Source organism: Microcoleus sp. CAWBG640, from assembly GCF_020883015.1.
GTDB lineage: Bacteria > Cyanobacteriota > Cyanobacteriia > Cyanobacteriales > Microcoleaceae > Microcoleus > Microcoleus anatoxicus.
Genome location: NZ_JAHRFC010000088.1, coordinates 1 through 17,969, shown reverse-complemented (window position 1 = coordinate 17,969; position 17,969 = coordinate 1). Strand labels below are relative to the sequence as shown.

Annotated in this window: 15 protein-coding genes and 1 pseudogene; 7 read left to right on the top strand and 9 right to left on the bottom strand. The window is 45.3% G+C overall.

Translation table 11 applies throughout. The features are described 5' to 3' along the window. The 4 genes from AAFP11_RS25775 to AAFP11_RS25760 all read right to left on the bottom strand — a co-directional run. Positions 1-2,854, bottom strand: a 2,854-nt coding sequence (locus tag AAFP11_RS25775) for a CHAT domain-containing protein (RefSeq protein ID WP_341739587.1), incomplete at its 3' end; no start/stop codon positions are given. Between the two features lie 318 nt (positions 2,855-3,172). Then, positions 3,173-3,847, bottom strand: coding sequence for a DNA-binding response regulator (locus tag AAFP11_RS25770; protein ID WP_341739586.1), 675 nt, complete (start codon positions 3,845-3,847; stop codon positions 3,173-3,175). A 447-nt stretch (positions 3,848-4,294) separates the two neighbouring features. Beyond that, positions 4,295-4,573, bottom strand: coding sequence for a hypothetical protein (locus tag AAFP11_RS25765; RefSeq protein WP_341739585.1), 279 nt, complete (start codon positions 4,571-4,573; stop codon positions 4,295-4,297). 432 nt (positions 4,574-5,005) lie between these two features. Beyond that, positions 5,006-5,800 (bottom strand): cation diffusion facilitator family transporter, encoded by a 795-nt coding sequence (locus tag AAFP11_RS25760; protein ID WP_341739584.1) that lies wholly within the window; start codon positions 5,798-5,800, stop codon positions 5,006-5,008. 44 nt (positions 5,801-5,844) lie between these two features. Between AAFP11_RS25760 and hpsU the strand changes: the two genes are divergently transcribed. The 3 genes from hpsU to AAFP11_RS25745 all read left to right on the top strand — a co-directional run bounded on the left by hpsU (position 5,845) and on the right by AAFP11_RS25745 (position 9,303). Then, positions 5,845-6,531 carry a hormogonium polysaccharide biosynthesis acetyltransferase HpsU gene (gene hpsU / locus AAFP11_RS25755; RefSeq protein ID WP_341739583.1) on the top strand — a complete coding sequence of 229 codons (687 nt, stop codon included), beginning with the start codon at positions 5,845-5,847 and terminating at the stop codon, positions 6,529-6,531. A gap of 202 nt (positions 6,532-6,733) precedes the next feature. Beyond that, on the top strand, positions 6,734-8,041 hold the full coding sequence (locus AAFP11_RS25750; protein WP_341739582.1) for a mechanosensitive ion channel domain-containing protein: 1,308 nt from the start codon (positions 6,734-6,736) through the stop codon (positions 8,039-8,041). 41 nt (positions 8,042-8,082) lie between these two features. Next, the gene (locus tag AAFP11_RS25745; RefSeq protein WP_341739581.1) at positions 8,083-9,303 is read left to right on the top strand and encodes a flagellar assembly protein H; all 1,221 of its coding nucleotides are present in this window, start codon (positions 8,083-8,085) and stop codon (positions 9,301-9,303) included. Between the two features lie 66 nt (positions 9,304-9,369). Here the strand turns inward: AAFP11_RS25745 and AAFP11_RS25740 are convergent, their stop codons facing one another. Next, on the bottom strand, positions 9,370-9,972 hold the full coding sequence (locus AAFP11_RS25740) for a TetR/AcrR family transcriptional regulator (protein WP_341739580.1): 603 nt from the start codon (positions 9,970-9,972) through the stop codon (positions 9,370-9,372). A 116-nt stretch (positions 9,973-10,088) separates the two neighbouring features. Here AAFP11_RS25740 and AAFP11_RS25735 point away from each other — a divergent pair, with 116 nt between their 5' ends. The 3 genes from AAFP11_RS25735 to AAFP11_RS25725 all read left to right on the top strand — a co-directional run bounded on the left by AAFP11_RS25735 (position 10,089) and on the right by AAFP11_RS25725 (position 13,594). Beyond that, positions 10,089-11,510: an HlyD family efflux transporter periplasmic adaptor subunit gene (locus AAFP11_RS25735; protein WP_341739579.1), complete on the top strand. Its 1,422-nt coding sequence runs from the start codon at positions 10,089-10,091 to the stop codon at positions 11,508-11,510. A 104-nt stretch (positions 11,511-11,614) separates the two neighbouring features. Then, a complete protein-coding gene (devC, locus tag AAFP11_RS25730; RefSeq protein WP_341739578.1) occupies positions 11,615-12,799 on the top strand; it encodes an ABC transporter permease DevC in 1,185 nt (394 codons plus the stop codon). A gap of 78 nt (positions 12,800-12,877) precedes the next feature. Continuing rightward, a complete protein-coding gene (locus AAFP11_RS25725; protein WP_341739577.1) occupies positions 12,878-13,594 on the top strand; it encodes a DevA family ABC transporter ATP-binding protein in 717 nt (238 codons plus the stop codon). Between the two features lie 11 nt (positions 13,595-13,605). On the opposite strand, the gene AAFP11_RS25720 is transcribed toward AAFP11_RS25725, so the two are convergent. The 3 genes from AAFP11_RS25720 to AAFP11_RS25710 all read right to left on the bottom strand — a co-directional run bounded on the left by AAFP11_RS25720 (position 13,606) and on the right by AAFP11_RS25710 (position 15,945). Next, positions 13,606-14,613 (bottom strand): glycoside hydrolase family 104 protein, encoded by a 1,008-nt coding sequence (locus AAFP11_RS25720; RefSeq protein ID WP_341739576.1) that lies wholly within the window; start codon positions 14,611-14,613, stop codon positions 13,606-13,608. Positions 14,614-14,869: 256 nt separating this feature from the next. Beyond that, complete coding sequence (locus tag AAFP11_RS25715; RefSeq protein ID WP_341739575.1) at positions 14,870-15,028, bottom strand: hypothetical protein; 159 nt, start codon at positions 15,026-15,028, stop codon at positions 14,870-14,872. Continuing rightward, the gene (locus tag AAFP11_RS25710) at positions 15,028-15,945 is read right to left on the bottom strand and encodes a YihY/virulence factor BrkB family protein (RefSeq protein WP_341739574.1); all 918 of its coding nucleotides are present in this window, start codon (positions 15,943-15,945) and stop codon (positions 15,028-15,030) included. Before AAFP11_RS25710 ends, AAFP11_RS25715 begins: the two co-directional genes overlap by 1 nt. A 313-nt stretch (positions 15,946-16,258) precedes the next feature. On the opposite strand from AAFP11_RS25710, the gene AAFP11_RS25705 reads away from it, so the two are divergent. Further along, a complete protein-coding gene (locus AAFP11_RS25705) occupies positions 16,259-17,155 on the top strand; it encodes a CNNM domain-containing protein (protein ID WP_341739573.1) in 897 nt (298 codons plus the stop codon). A gap of 252 nt (positions 17,156-17,407) precedes the next feature. Here AAFP11_RS25705 and AAFP11_RS25700 read toward each other — a convergent pair. Then, a pseudogene (locus tag AAFP11_RS25700) lies at positions 17,408-17,969 on the bottom strand (hypothetical protein); the annotation flags it as partial.

Here is a 17,969-nt window from a genome sequence, read left to right as displayed (position 1 = left end):
CATCTTGCTCCCCCCTTAAGAAGGGGGGCTGGGGGGGATCTCCGGGTTCGACAAGAGGCGCTTTGAGCTCTTCTTGCTCCCCTAAATCCGATCCCCCTAAATCCCCCTTAAGAAGGGGGACTTTGAGTTGTTCTTGCTCCCCCCTTAAGAAGGGGGGCTGGGGGGGATCTCCGGGTTCGACAAGAGGCGCTTTGAGCTCTTCTTGCTCACCTAAATCCGATCCCCCTAAATCCCCCTTAAGAAGGGGGACTTTGAGAACATCTTGCTCCCCCCTTAAGAAGGGGGGCTGGGGGGGATCTCCGGGTTCGACAAGAGGCGCTTTGAGCTCTTCTTGCTCCCCTAAATCCGATCCCCCTAAATCCCCCTTAAGAAGGGGGACTTTGAGAACATCTTGCTCCCCCCTTACCAAGGGGGGCTGGGGGGGATCTCCAGGTTCGACAAGAGGCGCTTTGAGCTCTTGTTGCTCACCTAAATCCGATCCCCCTAAATCCCCCTTAAGAAGGGGGACTTTGAGAACATCTTGCTCCCCCCTTAGCAAGGGGGGCTGGGGGGGTTCTTCAATAATACCCCCCGACAAAATCAAAAACGACTTCAGCGGCTCATCAGCATTAAACGAACCGTGACAGGAAAAATGCGCGCAATGAGCATTTTCTAACTGCTCTAAATACTGTTCCAAAAGATTAGTTTTACTCGCTTGTGAGCCCGGAAGAATTTGACGGATGGCGAATTTGGGGGCGATGCTGGCCACTTCCAAATCGGTGTAGGGAAGATCCGAGGTGGGGTTTTGCATGGCCAGGAGTTGGTCAAAATTTGGGTGGATTGTAATCTGTTGCAGGAGTTGGCAACTGGGGCTGTATTGAATCCCTTGGGTGAATCTATCTAACAAGAATTCGCCCTCGGTTAGGGGTAGGGCGTGGAGGGGGAACAGGTGCAGCAACCAGTGGGGAATTAGGATTAAGCTCGTACTTTCTGAGGGCAGAATGGTGGTGATTTGGAGGATTTCGGCAAGACGCTGGAGATAGTCGGAGAGTTTGGTTTGCCAGTGGGTTTTGCTTTGTTTGTAGTCGGCGCGGTAGTCGTTAACTAAGTCGATTAATTCATCGCATTGACGGTTGCGATGCACTGTCAGCACGTCGGGATATGTGACGACAAAGGTGATGATTTCTGCGTCGGTGATGTACCACTCAATTAGGGCGGTGTCTGGGGTGAGGAGTTGGGTGATTTCGGTGAAAGTAATGGGTTTTAGGACTTGGGGGGTTTCCTGTTTTTGGGCGATGACTTCGGCAAGGTTGCGGGCTTTGTTGGCTTCGGCATATAAGAGTGCTTCTTGGTTGCTTTGGCGATCGAGGCATACTTGCACCATGCCTCTGTAGAGCTTATCCCACTCCAAATCGTGTTTTTGCTTGGTTTCATCTCCCGATTCTAACTCTCGTAATTTGGAGGCTCCGGTTATGGCATTTTTAAAGGTATCGTAGGCACTTTGGAGAGTTGCTACTTTTTGGTTTGTGTCTTCTGGTTTTTCTCGGTTGATGTGGTCTAGTTTTGCTAGATAAGCCCAGCCCAGGTTATTTAAGGTTTCTACATTATTGAGCGGGAACTTCTCAGGAGTACGGATAGTTAAAGCAGCGTCATAAAATGCGATCGCCCGTTCCAGATTATCCGCCCGCGAACCGTTGATTCTGTTACTGTAGGCAAGAGCTAGGTTATTTTGAGTCATTGCCCAATCTTCAGGGAAAGCCTCAAGGGTACGAACTGTTAAAGCAGCGTCATAAAATGCGATCGCCCGTTCCAGATTATCCGCCCGCGAACCGTTGATTCTGTTACTGTAGGCAAGAGCTAGGTTATTTTGAGTCATTGCCCATTTTTCAGGGAAATCCTCAAGGGTATAAACTGTTAAAGCAGCGTCATAAAATGCGATCGCCCGTTCCAGATTATCCGCCCGCGAGCCCTTGATTCTGTCACTGTAGGCAATAGCTAGGTTATTTTGAGTATCAGCCCATTTTTCAGGGAAATCCTCAAGGGTATAAACTGTTAAAGCAGCGTCATAAAATGCGATCGCCTGTTCCAGATTATCCGCCCGCGAACCCTTGATTCTGTTACTGTAGGCAAGAGCTAGGTTATTTTGAGTATCAGCCCATTTTTCAGGGAAATCCTCAAGGGTATAAACTGTTAAAGCAGCGTCATAAAATGCGATCGCCTGTTCCAGATTATCCGCCCGCGAACCCTTGATTCTGTTACTGTAGGCAAGAGCTAGGTTATTTTGAGTTTGAGCGTATTTTTCACTCCCCTGTTCCCGATTACTTAAAACTATTTCATAACCAGTAATGGCAATTTCAATATTATTCGCTCTATTCCCACGGGGAAATTGATAAATATCAATACTCAAATTTTCAATGATGGCGACAATGTACTCAACTGCTTCGGGATGTTCGGTAATTAAATTTTCGGCTACTTGCGGTAAAATCTCGGCAAAACGGGAATTGAGGAGATGCTGCCGTTGACCCAACATGGGGTAAATTACTTTAATATCGCTGTTACTCGCTTCTTCTGCTTGTAATAATTCTAGGATAAAGTTGTCATACTCTTGGGGATTTTCACCTTCAGAGTTATTGCGAGTTCCGTCATCGTTCATATCGATGAATTGCTCTAAATGACTAGCCAGATTTCGGAGGAAATTCGCGCCATTTTCGCCTCCTTGTGCTGCCAACTTTGCCGCTACTGATTCGCAAGTTTCCAGAAATCCGCGATCCAATAATTCTGAGTTATCCTGTAATATCTGCGGTTCTTCGACCTTGGGGCAATTCAGCAGGGTGTGAATTAATTGCTCGTAGGCTGCGATGCGGGTTTCTTCCATTGTGGGGAGTTGTGAATAACACCGATATTTATTTTATCATGATTGGTGGGTGGCCAGAAACCGGGTTTTTCGCAGGATATTTGTTACACGCGAAGATTTGGGAAAAAACCCGGTTTCTTTGGTTGTGCGTGGGTGGGTGGCCAGAAACCGGGTTTTTCGCAGGATATTTGTTACACGCGAAGATTTGGGAAAAAACCCGGTTTCTTTGGTTGTGCGTGGGTGGGTGGCCAGAAACCGGGTTTTTCGCAGGATATTTGTTACACGCGAAGATTTGGGAAAAAACCCGGTTTCTTCGATCGCGCGGAACCGTATCAATTTCTACCCAATCCCGAACAAGTAATCGAAATTACCGTCTCCCACAGACTTTTTAAGCGTATTGATAATTTTCGTTGTATTATCGTAAGGCCCTTCAACATAAAAAGGTTTTCCATTGCGACCAAATTTCAAGCCGATTTCGCTGGTTGATTCTCCTAGATGAGCCTTCGACTGCTCGAAATCGCGATGCGGTTCAAAGCCTAATATTTTGGCATAGGCGATCGCGCCCCAAACCAGGGCTTGTGCTTGTTCTACACTAATCTCTTCGTATCCCAGAAACGGCGAGTAAGAATTCTCAATGAGAGTTTTATATTGGCTATCGTTGCAGTTACGTGGCGGAATGGTATCCTTGACTCCCAAACACCAGTAGTCGATCAAATAAGTGGCTGCAACAAAACGATTGTATCCCTTGGAACGAGTAACCATCACTAAACCCAAACCGCCCGCTTCAGTGGTTTCATTTCGCAACAAGACATTGGCAAAATTTACATCCACGAGACATTGAGCAACGGGTAACAACTCTCCTTTTTCGGCGCTAGCGAGGGCTGTTTGTTCTGCCTGAGATATCAGAAAGGTACTGACTTCGGATGCTTTCAATCCTAACTTTCGGGCAATTTGTTTGGGCGTTAATTGGCGATCGCGCAGGTTGAGAATCTCTTGTTCTTGTTCGGGCTGCATGGTTTTTCTACTGCTGTCAGGGCAGGGTTCGATCTGAGTAGATCATTGTATCGCGATCGGGCGCGAAAGTACAGATTGACTTGGGTGACGAGGGTTGAGAAACCGGGTTTTTGCGACAAACTTCGTAACATTGCAAATATTCAGGAAAAAACCCGGTTTCTTAGATGGTGCGCGGGTGGCGAGAAACCGGGTTTTTGCGAGCATATTTGGTGACAGGCGAAGAGATGGGAAAAAACCCGGTTTCTTCGATCGTGCGCGGGTGGCGAGAAACCTCGGTTAGCCCGAAAGTCCGCCAGGGGTTGAAACCCCTGTCTCATAGCGAAAGTCCTCGGTCGATGACTAAAGAGTTTTTTATTTTTATCTCGAATCTTCAGTCGGTTTCAACCGACTTTCGCTAAAAGCCCCGTGGGTTTAAACCCCGGTTGGATATGGCGACACCACTTTATTTTATACTTCTTGTAAAATGCGACTATTCAAACGCTCATATTCATCCTCTAGAAGCCACATTTTAGCCGCTTCGTAATTGTCACTAGAAAAAATAACTTTATAGTTTTGTGCCGGATTATGAATGCAAAAGATTCCTGATTTTTCCTTAACTAACATCAGGATATAAGGAGGAGATATCAGAGTATCAGCCCAGATTTCTGCAAACTCCCACTCAGTCTCTTGCTCTGATTCTTGACTGATATTAGTAGCTTGTGCGGGGTCTTGTGCGAGGTATGACATGGTATTTACCTGTAGTTTTTTTAATCTTTATTTCACCGTAATTTAGTGGTATCCGAGTACCGTCTGCTTTTAGTATATAACCAATTGGTTCGGAAAAGTACAATCCGTAGCGTTCGTAATTATCCTCTAAATCGTCTGCTCCTGTGCGTTCCCCTCTTAGCTTTATTTCTGTGGCGACTCTTTCCATTGTTTCTCTATCATTAAAGAGATGGACAATCCCTTCGCTTTCAAGTTCGCTTTGGGCTTTTTGGGTTCCGGGGAGATGTTTGTTAATGAGACTGGTTCTGGTTTATAGAGTAAGTTCGCCGTCAATTCCACTCATATTCATTTGTTATGACTGGTAATTAAATTCTAGCATAAGGTTCCAATTAATTGGGATTTTTAACCGCAGATGGTGGCGGATGTACGCTGATGAACGCAGATGAGGAGACATCATTTAATCAGTTGTTCGAGGGATGGAAAGAGCAATTTTTCGGCGCTCACTCTTTCGCAATCACAAGGTTCTTGAATTGCGGAGATTGCCGATACTTTTCCTAGCAGCAATTGGATGCTTTCTATTAGCAATGGTAGAGTTAATAAAATAATTGATACCGATACTAGCAAGCTAATTAAGCCGTCAGCCCAATTCCAGTGCAGCCACGCTACGGCGATCGCAGCTACAATTACTCCAACCGATGAAAATATGTCGGCAACTGCGTGGAGAAACGCGCTTTTGAGGTTCAAGTCGCCGTGACAGCAGGAATGCAAGCAGCAAGCGTTGATGGAATTGATGCTTAAACCGACTATGGCGGTAATTAACATCGGGAGTCCTTCGACTTCCGGGGTTGGGGACAGCAAACGGGCGATGGATTCGGCGCCAATCCATAGGGCGATCGCCACTAAACTGATACTATTAACTAAGGCGGCAATGATTTCTGGGCGGGCGGGAATTGGGGAAGAGGCGATCGCACAATCCACCGATTTACTTTTTTCTAATGACGAATACCAAGTAGCTGTCAAAGTTATTGCTAAAGCTGCTACATCTGACAAAACGTGACCAGCATCTGCCAATAGAGACAAACTATGAGAGTTCGTGGCGGCGATTAACTCTGCTACGAAAAAGCTGCTAAGCAGTACCAAAGCTGTTTGTAGAAGCCGCACTTTGGGATTTCTGGGATTGGGATTTTCCCCTGGGCCGAGATTCTTGGTGTTTGGAAAGTTAAAATTGTCCCTAACTGGAAATGTCATTGAGCAATCCTTAAAGTTAAACTTGATTTTCAATTAAACATTAGATGACTCATTATACGCCAAGTCCAGACCCGGAACCGCAACAGCCGATCGCCAATTCCCCAAATCCTGAAATCAATTATCATTCAATTAGCGACAACCAACCAAATATTTTCACAGGGGAATCTTTAGTTGATTTACGGAAGTACGATCAATCAAAGTTCGATCGCGGCAGACCTGGTTGGCTAATTTTGCTTTGGTGGTTCGTCCAGGCGATCGCATTTCCGTTAACTCCACACCCTGTGAATGGTCTTAGAAGGTGGCTGTTGCGCTTGTTTGGAGCCAAAATAGGTTTTGGGGTGATTATCCGCCCTACAGCCCGTTTTACCTATCCTTGGAAAATTGAAATCGGAGATTATAGTTGGATCGGAGATGATGTTGTATTGTACAGTTTGGAGCGAATTGCGATCGGCAAACACTGCGTCATTTCTCAAAAAAGCTACCTCTGTACCGGCACTCACGACCCCCAAGATCCAGCCTTTGGGTTGATCGCAGCATCTGTGATCGTTAATAACGGCGTTTGGATTGCCGCCGACTGCTTCATTGGCCCCGGTGTTGCGATCGGTGCAAATGCCTTAATTGGAGCTCGCAGCAGTGTCTTTGAAAATATGCCCGCTGGCTTTGTTTGTATGGGAAATCCTTGTCGTCCGCGCGATCGGCGAAAAATCAACAAAAATTCCCATAACAAATAAGAAATAACAAATAACAAATAACCGAATAACTGTGAATACAATACCCGAAGAGTTATCGACACAAATCTCACAAATATTTACAACAACTTTATTTAAAATAGGGGTAAATCCTGTATCACTCAGGTCACTTCTGGCACTGATTCTATCCTTCATGACTGTGCTGATTGTATCACAAGCTTTTACAAATTTTCTTAAAAGAAACTTGCTCGTCAGACTAGGAATCGACGAAGGAAATAGGGAAGCCATTGCAGTTATTCTGCGCTATTTAATCGTAGCTTTTGGAGTAATATTTTCCATCCAAGAAATCGGCTTTAACCTCGCTTCTTTTGCAGTAGTTGCGGGCGGATTGGGAGTGGGAATTGGTTTCGGAATACAGGATTTAACAACCAACTTTGTCAGCGGACTGACACTGCTTTTAGACAGACCTGTCAAAGTCGGAGACTTTGTGGAATTAGAAGGATTGATGGGAATAGTCAAAAAAATCTCGATTCGCTCGACGATCATCAAAACTAACGACGATTCTAGCGTCATAGTTCCCAACAGTAACATGATTAGCCACAAAATAGTTAACTGGAGTTACCAAAATCCGGTGCTTTGTCTACGACTCCCCATAGAAGTAGCCGAGAATAGTGACCCGCTGTTAGTAACAGAAACTCTGTTAAGCATTGCTTACGCAGAAGCAGGAGTATTGTACGAACCCAATCCGAAAGTATTCTTTGTGGAGTTTGGTGATGATTGCTTTAAATTTGAGCTTTTAGTGTGGACCGATCGACCAACGGATCGAGAAGTCATTAAAAGTTCTTTGAATTTTGCTATAGAGTACCATTTTCGTCAGCAGGGAATCAATTTTCCGTCCAATGAGAGAGATTTGTATTTGCGAAATCCCGAATTTTTGTTGTCACTGTTTGACAAAAAAGGAACTGTAAATAAGCCGGAAATTATCTTTGAAAATAGCCGGAAGATATCGATTTTGAGCGAGGGGATAAAAAAGCCATCTTCCCTTAGCAATTTGCTGCGAGAGGTGACATATTTTGAACATCTCACGGATCTAGAATTGCGACAATTGATTGAAGTTGGATACCGTCATCGGCTGCGCCCACAAGAATTTTTGTTCCGAGAAAACGACCCAGGAGATGCTTTTTATGTGATTCTTTCTGGTTCAGTGGAGGTTTTTGTCGAAGCAATTGATAAACACTTGAAAAATCTCGGTGCGGGAACATTTTTGGGGGAACTTTCTTTGATGTTGGGAATCCCCAGAACTGCTTCGGTGAGAGCTTTGGAAGAAACAATTTTGTTTGGGATCAATAAAGAAGGCTTCCAAAAGGTTTTAACCGAACGACCTGATTTATATGAACAGATTATTCAAGAAATAGTCAAACATAAAGAAGAACTCAGCGAGAGACAACAGGAACTGCGAGAAATGGAATTGATAGATGCAGGAGAAGATGACCAAAATCCTGTTGATTGGGTGAGAAAACGGTTGCAAAAAATATTTAGTGTTTCAACTTAAAATATGCTAGAGTTGACTCACAAAATTTTATTTTAATTTCTATGACGCGATTCATTCACGATCTTTTTGCCAAAGAATATTTAGAGGAATTGCTTTCTCCACTTGGAACGGTTAATATTGGTCGCGATGTGACTTCCGAAGTCCGAGAAATCGATGTTTATTTCACTCCCAGCACCGCGATTCCCGAATACTCAGAAACTCTGGGATTGTTGGGAAAAATGGCTGGTACGACTGCAATTTTTGAACCGTTTCGCAATCCGGCAAGCGCCAGCGAAATTTGTAGCTGTCTGGGCAAGTTGTTGGACGTGCGAGGCGAATTGGAGCGACAATGTAGAAGAGAAAATACTCGCCTTGATGATTCTCAGTTACCAAAATTGTGGATTTTGATGCCCACAGCATCGAAAGCATTGGTAGATAGCTTTAATGCGATACCAGACACAGAGAATTGGATGCAGGGCATCTATTTTTTGGGCGAGTCTCTGCGAACTGCGATCGTCGCGATTCACCAGTTGCCAGAAACTCCAGAAACCTTGTGGTTGAGGATTTTGGGCAAAGGGAAAGTGCAGCAAAGGGCGATCGCCCAATTGAGCGCTCTAGCAACGGACGATCCGTTACGGATTATTGCGCTAGAATTGTTGTATCGTCTACAGTCACATTTAGTAGCCGACATCCCACAAGAATTACAGCTAGAAGAGCGGGAGTTAATTATGGCGATCGCACCACTTTTTCGAGAACAAATACAAGCAGCAGTACAAGCGGCAGAGCAACAAGCTAGGGAACGAGGACTAGAACAAGGACTAGAACGAGGATTAGAACAAGGACTAGAACGAGGACTAGAACAAGGACTAGAACGAGGATTAGAACAAGGGCTAGAACAAGGGCTAGAACAAGGGCTAGAACGAGGCAGACAAGAACAACAGCACTTAATCATAGAAAATTTTCTGCGAGCTCGATTTGGAGAGTTAAATCCGAAAATGACTGCTTTTCTATCTCCAATATCAAAGTTTTCTGCGGCGGAATTTACCGTTTTGTTGCTGGCAATCTCGATGCTTACAGTCGATGAAGCGGGGCGGGAGCAAGCGGTGAAGTTGTTAGCTGAAAGTGTCTTGAAAATGTTCGTTACTAACTTGCAGGAGATTTTGCCCCAGGCTGTGACTAATTTATTGGCTTTGCCTGTGGCAGAATTGACGTTGTTTGTTGAACAACTACCACACTTATCAGATGCTGAATTGAGGGAAAAGTTGGGCAAAATATCTGACTAAAAAAACAGAAAACTTAGATACCCGATTTCTTCAAGAAGTCGGGTATCTAAAGCTCTAAGAATTTGATTACGATCGCAAAATCAATTGCAGCAAGCCGTCAATCAGTCGATCGCGCTCCATTGGTAAAATCTCTTTACCGTGCATCATATCCTGCGTTAACTGGTAGTACACCAAAGATCCAATAAAAATTCGCGCCGTTGCTTCTGGATCGGGCAATTTTAACTCCGGGCGAGATGCCAAATATTGAGTGAGTCGCTCAATCCCTGGTTTAGCTAAGTTTTTGACAAATATCTGGGCTAGCTGGGGAAAACGCCCTGATTCAGCAATCACTAACCTCACGAAGGTGAGAAAATGAGGTTCGTGACTCGCCTGATCCAGTATAGTCGTGGCAATGAATCGCAGCGCGATCGCCGGTTCGGTTTCTGGCACCGGAAAATAAACTAATTTTTCTGCTGCTAGCCGTTGGATCAAAGCCGCAAACAATCCCTCTTTATCTTGAAAATAGCTGTAAACCGTAGCTTTGGAAACTCCCCCCGTCTTCGCTACCTTGTCCATACTCGTGCCCGCATAGCCGTGGGTCAAAAATTCTTGCATCGCACCTTGGAGGATTTGCTCGCTTTTGTCACCTCCTATGCTTGCGTCTGGTTCTATCGGTTTTGTCTTTACCATTGTTGGTTTTTGTAATTTTTGCTTGGGCTCTTGACATTATTATACTGAACGGTTTAGTCTTGAAATATAAAAGAACTAAACCGTTTAGTTTTGTACCCAAAAAAAAGAGGTGTGTCATGGTACATCAACCAACCGCAGACAGCTTATCCTCAAATCCATCTCTAGTTAAGCAACTGCTAATAGTGGCCGCAGCAGCCACCCTGGCGGCTGGGGGAACGACAGGTTACACGATGTGGCGATCGCGCCAACCCGATCCCAATGCAGTAGCAGCGACAGCAGCGACGACAGCAGCACAATTAACCACAGTGACAGCCTTGGGGCGACTGGAACCCAAAGGAGAAGTAATTAAAGTCTCTGCTTCGGGTGCCGCCGAAGGAAACCGGATCGATCGACTCTTAGTTAAAGAGGGAGACAGGGTGAAAACAGGTGAAACGATCGCCATTCTCGACAGTCGCGATCGTCTCCAAGCAGCCTTCGACCAAGCTCAAGAACAAGTGCGCGTCGCCCAGGCAAATCTAGCAAAAGTCAAAGCAGGAGCCAAAAACGGCGAAATCCAAGCCCAGAAAGCCACCATTGGGCGCTTAGAAGCTGATCGCAGTAACGAAATCACAGCACAACAGGCGATCGTTGCCCGCACAGAAGTCGATCGCAGCACCGAAATCACAGCACAACAAGCCACAATTGCCCGTTTAAGGGCTGAACAGCTTGGGGAAATTCAAACCCAAAAAGCCACAATTGCCCGTCTACAAGCCGAACTTCGCAACGCTAGAAGCGAGGATCAGCGCTACTCGCAACTGTATCAAGAAGGAGCAATCTCTGCTTCCACCACCGACAGCAAAAAACTCGCCACCGAAACAGCGCAACAACAACTCAACGAAGGAAAGGCAAAACTCAATCAAATTCAGCAATCTCGCCAACAACAGATTAACGAAGCCCAAGCCAAACTGAATCAAATTCAGCAATCTCGCCAACAACAAATTAACGAAGCCCAAGCCAAACTCAGCCAAACTCAGGAATCTCGACAACAGCAGATTAACGAAGCAGCAGCAAATCTCGATCGCATTTCCGAAGTTCGCCCCGTAGACGTGGAAGCCGCCAGCGCCGAAGTTAGTTCCGCCACTTCCGCCGCCAAACAAGCCAAAGCCAATCTAGCTCTAGCTTACATCCGCTCTCCTAGAGACGCGCAAGTCCTGAAAATTCACACATATCCAGGGGAAAAGGTGGGGAATGATGGGATTGTCGAACTCGGACAAACTCGCGAGATGTTGGCTGTGGCTGAAATCTACCAAAGCGATGTGGATAAGGTACGAATTGGACAGCCGGCTAAAATTACTAGCGATTCTTTCCAGGGCCAATTGCAGGGAACTGTTGAACATATCGGCTTACAAGTGCAGCGGCAAAACATTGTTAATACCGATCCTTCTGCCAATATTGACGCTCGAATTGTGGAAGTGAAAGTGCGTTTAGATGCAGTTTCTAGTCAGAAAGTAGCCGGATTAACTAATTTGCAAGTCAAAGTTGCGATCGGTGGAAATTAAGGATTAAGAATTTTTAAACCACAGAGAGCGCAGAGAGCGCAGAGGAAGAGAATAGAGAGTTGTTTTCTTCAATCCAAAATCCAAAATCTAAAATTCAAAATCCTATGCTTGGACTAATCAAACCATTACAACAGTTAAGAAACAGAACTCCTCTGGGATGGCTGCAACTGAGTCATGACAAAGGGCGAATGGCCGTAGCTATAGCGGGAATTGCCTTTGCTGACATTTTGATGTTCATGCAGTTGGGCTTCCAAAATGCGCTTTACAGTAGCAATACGCGCCTGCACCAAACTTTGCAAACTGATTTAGTTTTGGTCAGTCCCCAAGGTCGCAATTTACTGAATTTGTCTTCGTTTCCCCGGCGCAGATTATATCAGGCTATGAATGTACCGGGCGTGCGATCGGCCGATCCGCTTTATGTCAAACTTGCTAACTGGAAAGTCCCGGCCACAGGTCGCGAAACGTCTATTATGGTGGTGGGCTTCGATCCCGATCGCCCTGCTTTTTCCCTGCCGGAAGTCAACCAAAACTTGAACTCGATTAAATTGCCGGATACGGTGTTATTTGACCGAGCTTCCAGGGGAGACTATCAAGATGCGATCGCCCAAATCAATCAGGGAAAAATTGTGAAAACTGAGATCGATCGGCGCACGATTACGATCGAGGGCTTATTTAGCATTGGAGCATCTTTTGCGGCCGATGGAGCTTTAATCACCAGCGATCAAAATTACCTACGCTTGTTTCCCAAACAAAATGCCGGGAGTGTTAATGCCGGATTAATTCAATTGCAAGCCGGTGCCGATCCAGTACAAGTTCAACAAGTTTTAAAAGCATATTTGCCACCGGATGTCAAGGTATTGACCAAAGCAGAATTTATAGAATTCGAGAAAAATTATTGGGCTAAAAATACTGCTGTCGGCTTTGTATTTAACTTAGGTGTCGCCATGGGTTTTGTAGTTGGTGTCATTATTGTTTATCAAGTTCTCTCCACCGATGTCAGCGACCACATGGCAGAATACGCTACTTTTAAAGCAATGGGATACCGCAATATTTACTTACTAGGCATTGTTTTTGAAGAAGCTATAATTCTTTCAATTATCGGTTTTTTACCGGGTCTAGGAGTCTCTTTAGGTCTCTACTCTTTAACTCGTAAAGCCACAAATCTACCCATGTATATGACCATAATTCGGGCAATTACAGTATTGATTTTAAACACAATCATGTGCAGTATTTCAGGAACTATTGCCACTCGCAAACTGCAAGCAGCCGACCCCGCCGACATTTTTTAATCTGCATTTCGGATCTCTCTGATATCTCTCTGTGTTCTCTGCGCCCTCTGTGGTTAAAAAAATCCGAATCTTTAACTCATGAAATCCACTCTTGTCAACCCCACAACCAACAAGTTACCCATTTCAGAACCTGTAATTTCCATGCACAAACTAGACCACTACTTCGGTCAATGTCAACTGCGAAAACAGGTACTTTTTGATATTAACCTAGAAATCAATGCAGGTGAAATTGTGCTGATGACCGGGCCTTCTGGTTCTGGAAAAACCACCCTTTTAACCTTGATTGGCGGACTGCGTTCTGGTCAATCTGGAAGTCTCAAAATTCTCGGTCAAGAAATGTGCAATGCCAGCCCAGATAAATTGGTTAAGACGCGGCGCAAAATTGGCTATATTTTTCAGGCGCACAACTTGCACCGCAGTTTGACGGCGCTGCAAAACGTGCAAATGGGTTTGGAAGTTCACGGCAATTTGTCGCGTTCCGAAATGCGCGATCGCTCTACAGCAATGCTAGATTTAGTAGGACTGGAACAGCGAATTAATTACTATCCAGATGACTTGTCAGGGGGACAGAAACAAAGAGTTGCGATCGCCCGCGCCTTAGTCAGTCATCCGCAAATTGTGTTAGCTGACGAGCCCACAGCCGCCCTGGACAGCAAATCTGGTCGCGAAGTGGTGAATTTGATGCAAAAACTGGCCAAAGAGCAGGGTTGTACCATTCTGTTAGTTACCCACGATAACCGAATTTTGGATATTGCCGATCGCATTATTAATATGGAAGATGGAAAATTAGCATAAATAGTTATTGGTTATTGGTTATTCGTAACAGCCAATCCTGGGCGATAAATCTCCAAATTTTGCTGATACATTGCTTCTAGTTTCGGCATCGAGGATTCCACAGAACCGCCAAAACGCCGAAAAGAAGGCCAGATGTAAGCGAGTTTTCTGACTGCTGGTTCCAATCGACCCGCTTCTATATCTTCTAAGGCATCTTTTTCTCGGATTAACTCTACAGCTACAAGGTCTTGATTTTCCGGGCTGAAATCCTTGAGACCAAATTTTTTGGCGAACCTGTCCCAAGTGGTACTGAGAAACTGATATCGCCCTGCTGCATCGGAACAAAGTTTTTTGCCGTAGCGGCGGCCGCACCTTATTTCTCTGGGATGATCTTGAAAGCTGGCAAATTTAGTGCCTGTGTACTGCGTGCGGTAGCCATCGGGAGTAGCTGTGCCTTCGGCAGTGGCAATCGTGTCCAGAAAGGCTTTGACTCGACGATCGCGCCCTATGGTATCCTCTTCTTCGTCTAGTGAATTCAGCGTTGGTGTTTCCGGTTCCTCATTGTGCCGGCTGCTATTGTCTTCTTGGTTTGGTGAATCGATGGCTGCAACGGATGGCAGGCGTTTTGGGGTGGGTGAAGTTTCTGCCAACATAGATTGTCCCCACAGTCTGGGAGTCATTCGACCGAAGAAAAAGCACAAACAGATTAAGAAACCCCAAGACAGTTGAAAACGCAGGCGTTTGAAGCGATGCCGGCCCACAACCGGCCACCCATAAAGGGGGAGTGTGGCGGACAAAATTCCGGTTTGCTGGCCGAAGGCGAAGAGCGATTTCAGTGCTACCAAGGTTTGCTTGTAGAAACGGGGTGCAAGTTTCCGAGTTCTCATCGCTGCGGCGAAAGTCTGCACATCTGTCAGAGTAACTTGTGCCAGCGGTTTTTCGACAAACACTCGAAAATTGTTCGCCGCCTGCCAGCTAAAGCGCCTGTTGTGAGGAGATTTGCGGTTTACCCACAGGCGAATGAGCTCCTGGTCGGACATAGGGAGCAGATGGCTTCCCAGATGTTCTGATGCGTGCAAGATTACCTCCTGATATCAGTGCTGGTTGAAATATCCCGGTCAATGGATTTTGGATTTTAGATTTGGGATTTTCGATTGGTTCCGCAGTGGAAATTGGGGTTTTGTACGGAACCAAATTGCTTTCCTGGCGATCGCAAATCTTAAATTTTTCGGTCATCACCGATGACTAGGGACAGGGATCAACATAAACAGGCTTCAACCATATCCATTCATACTACTAAGTGTTCGCTCGCGTCAAGTTGATTGGCAGATTTTGCGATCGGTTGAGTGTCAATTTCGCCCAGTTAAGAGGCATCGGCCTCCCAACTGACATAGCTTTCAAGGTGCTGGCAATCCGGCTAACTAAAAAGCGATCGCGCATTTTTTTGTATCTCATTAAGAACTCTTCCTTTGTTTGTGTCCAGAAGATTCTGCATCTTGCTGATTGAGGAGATTCTTTCGTTTTGCCAGCATCAGCGAACCGTAGCGGTTAGCCCAAACTTGAGTAAATTCAGCACCTAAGAATAGTATCTGAGCCGAATAATTGATCCAAAGTAAGATAATCACAAAGGAACCAGCAGCACCATAGGTAGAGGCGATACCGCTACCTCCGAGGTAAATTCCAATTAGGGATTTGCCGATCGTAAACAACACAGAAGTGATCGCAGCACCAATCCAAACATCGTTCCAAGCCAGATTAACATCGGGCAATAGTTTGTAAATTAAGGCAAAAAGTAGCGTGACTACACCAAAAGAAATGGCAAAGTCCACAATTTGCCAAATGCCGACTGGCAAGTGCAGCAAGCCATTCAACCAATAGCTAACGGCTGCTAAAAGGGCGCTAATTACCAAAGAGACTAGCAGTAAAAAGCCGATACCTAAAATCATGGCAAAAGACAATATGCGGTCTTGGAAGAAGCCCCAGATGCCGCGTCCGGGAGGCGGTGAAACATTCCAAATAGTATTGAGGGCTTCTTTAAGATTAGTAAAAACATTGGAAGCGCCCCACAAAAGTGTAGCAACGCCGACTAAGGTAGCAATCATTCCCGATTTAGGTTCCGAGGCTTTGACGATCAAGTCTTGGACTGTTTGGGCGCCATCTTTGCCGATTAAACTTTGGAGTTGTCCGACGATTTGGCCTTGGGCTGCGTCGGCACCAAAGACTAAACCTGCGATCGCAATCACGATAATTAGCAGCGGAGCGAGAGAAAACACCGTGTAGTACGCTAGGGCTGCTGCTAGGGTGGGCGCTTTATCTTCTTGCCATTCAGTAAAAGTTTGTTTGAGTAGCGATAAGACTGTTTTTAAGTTCACGGTATTTAGTTTAATCTACTTATTGTTCACAAGCAGATTTTACGAAGTCAAAAGTCTTTTGGCATCCGCCACAAGATAGATTTATGGATCGGCAAATTACCTTTTTTCTGTGTTTTGAACGAACCGCGAAGACGCAAAGGGCGCAAAGGAAGAGAAGAGAAAGATTTGACAAGTTTCACTGGCAAGATGTACAGTGAACACTTACGAATACAGCTTAGTGCGGATATCCGAAATGTGTAGTAATAGACCTATCTAAATTGCCAGCTAAAATAAAAGAATTAACCTAAAACATCTATCATATTAGATATCTATTTTGAACAACCTTACTTGCCTAGAAATAGAAGTGGCCGAAACACTGTTGAGATTAGCGATGTTGCTGGGCTTAACTCTCTTAATCGCCTTTTTCGTGGCATCAGAATTGGCATTAGTATCAGCAGACAGGCCTCAAATTCGCCAACTCGCGCAGTTGTCCGACGCTCCAAAAATCGCTAAAGCCGCCCAACTCGTCCACCAAGCTCAAAACGATATCCCCCATTACCTATCCGTCACCCAAACAGGCACGACAGCAGGAAGTTTGCTGTTAGGTTGGCTGGGCGAGGGAGCAACGGTGCATTGGATAGAACCGTGGCTTGACAAATTGCCTTTAGGTCATTTACCTGCTATGCTGACGGCTCATGCGATCGCAGTTCCATTAGCTTTCATCTTAGTAACATACGTCGAGATAGTCTTAGGAGAACTCATCCCCAAAGTATTAGCAACCCACGAACCAGAACGCACTGCTTTACTGTTGACACCAGCCTTACAAATCTGCTCGAATGTGCTGTGGCCACTACTGGCAATTCTCAACGGTACTGTACGGCTGCTCACAGGTTGGATTACCCGCAATAAATCTCAACCATTACTATCACCTTCGGAGGCAACTCTCGTTCAAAATGACGCACATTCGGTACTACTTTCTGGGATATGGGAAGTGGTCGCAGTTAACGAAAAATTCGGATTGAACCTGCCAATTAATCAGGCTTATCAAACAATAGCTGGATTCATGATTTACACTTTAGGTAGATTGCCAAATCAAGGGGAGAGATTGTTGTGGGGTGAGTTGGAAATAGAAGCAGCAAATGTAGTAGAAGGTAGCCTAGAAACAGTGCTATTGCGTCAAGTAACTCGTCCTTTGTTTGAGGCTGAACAGCCAGAACTTGTGTTGAATTAAATTGCCGTTTTTAATAGTAGGGACACGGCACTGCCCATTAGTGTCAACTTAAGCCTAAAAGCCCGCCAGGGACTGAAGTCCCTGGCTAATAGCGAAAGTCCTCTGAAGAGGACTCATGAGTTCTTCAGTCCTCTTCAGAGGACTTTAGCTTTGAGACAGGGAATTCATTCCCTGTCGGACTATCGGTTTTACGTTAAGTTGACACCAATGGCCATGCCGTGTCCCTACAGATATCGCCTACTCCGCCTTTCATCACCCAACAGCCACCTTAACCGCACCCCCAACAAACTGCTCATAATCCGCCAACAACCACGGAGGCAAACAACTATTCGCATCCTCAACCCGCAACTGTCCAGCGCGACAAAACAGCATCGCAGCTAACAAATAATTCACACCTTTAGGTCTTCCAAACCCTTTACTCAACTCAGCAACTAACGAATTAAAAACAGCACGTTCAGTTTCATGCAACGGCTCATTAATAAACCCACTAGCGAGAATTGCTTTATAACCTTTACCGAAATCGCTCCGGTACAAAAGTTCCAGTTGTTCCTCAGAGACACTCAGCCACAAATCAGCAATTTGCTTGCGAATTTCCCGCAAATCGGCTAACACTGGTTCAGCCGTATTGTCTATTTTATAAAGATTGATAGCACCAGTTAATCGAGCCAAAAACTGCGGTAGATAGTCTTCTTTGACTACAGTTTTTTCTGTTTGAGCAAAGGCACTTTCAAAAACCCGGTCATAATCGTCAAACAACCACTTGGGTAAACGAGTATTAGCATCGGGAATCCGCATTTTACCAGGCACAAAATAC

Excerpts from the sequence above, each read along its gene's own strand:
- AAFP11_RS25770 (WP_341739586.1), bottom strand. The coding sequence starts at position 3,847 with ATGCAGCCCGAACAAGAACAAGAGATTCTCAACCTGCGCGATCGCCAA.
- AAFP11_RS25765 (WP_341739585.1), bottom strand. The coding sequence starts at position 4,573 with ATGTCATACCTCGCACAAGACCCCGCACAAGCTACTAATATCAGTCAA.
- AAFP11_RS25760 (WP_341739584.1), bottom strand. The coding sequence starts at position 5,800 with ATGACATTTCCAGTTAGGGACAATTTTAACTTTCCAAACACCAAGAAT.
- hpsU (WP_341739583.1), top strand. The coding sequence starts at position 5,845 with ATGACTCATTATACGCCAAGTCCAGACCCGGAACCGCAACAGCCGATC.
- AAFP11_RS25745 (WP_341739581.1), top strand. The coding sequence starts at position 8,083 with ATGACGCGATTCATTCACGATCTTTTTGCCAAAGAATATTTAGAGGAA.
- AAFP11_RS25740 (WP_341739580.1), bottom strand. The coding sequence starts at position 9,972 with ATGGTAAAGACAAAACCGATAGAACCAGACGCAAGCATAGGAGGTGAC.
- AAFP11_RS25735 (WP_341739579.1), top strand. The coding sequence starts at position 10,089 with ATGGTACATCAACCAACCGCAGACAGCTTATCCTCAAATCCATCTCTA.
- devC (WP_341739578.1), top strand. The coding sequence starts at position 11,615 with ATGCTTGGACTAATCAAACCATTACAACAGTTAAGAAACAGAACTCCT.
- AAFP11_RS25725 (WP_341739577.1), top strand. The coding sequence starts at position 12,878 with ATGAAATCCACTCTTGTCAACCCCACAACCAACAAGTTACCCATTTCA.
- AAFP11_RS25720 (WP_341739576.1), bottom strand. The coding sequence starts at position 14,613 with ATGTCCGACCAGGAGCTCATTCGCCTGTGGGTAAACCGCAAATCTCCT.
- AAFP11_RS25715 (WP_341739575.1), bottom strand. The coding sequence starts at position 15,028 with ATGAGATACAAAAAAATGCGCGATCGCTTTTTAGTTAGCCGGATTGCC.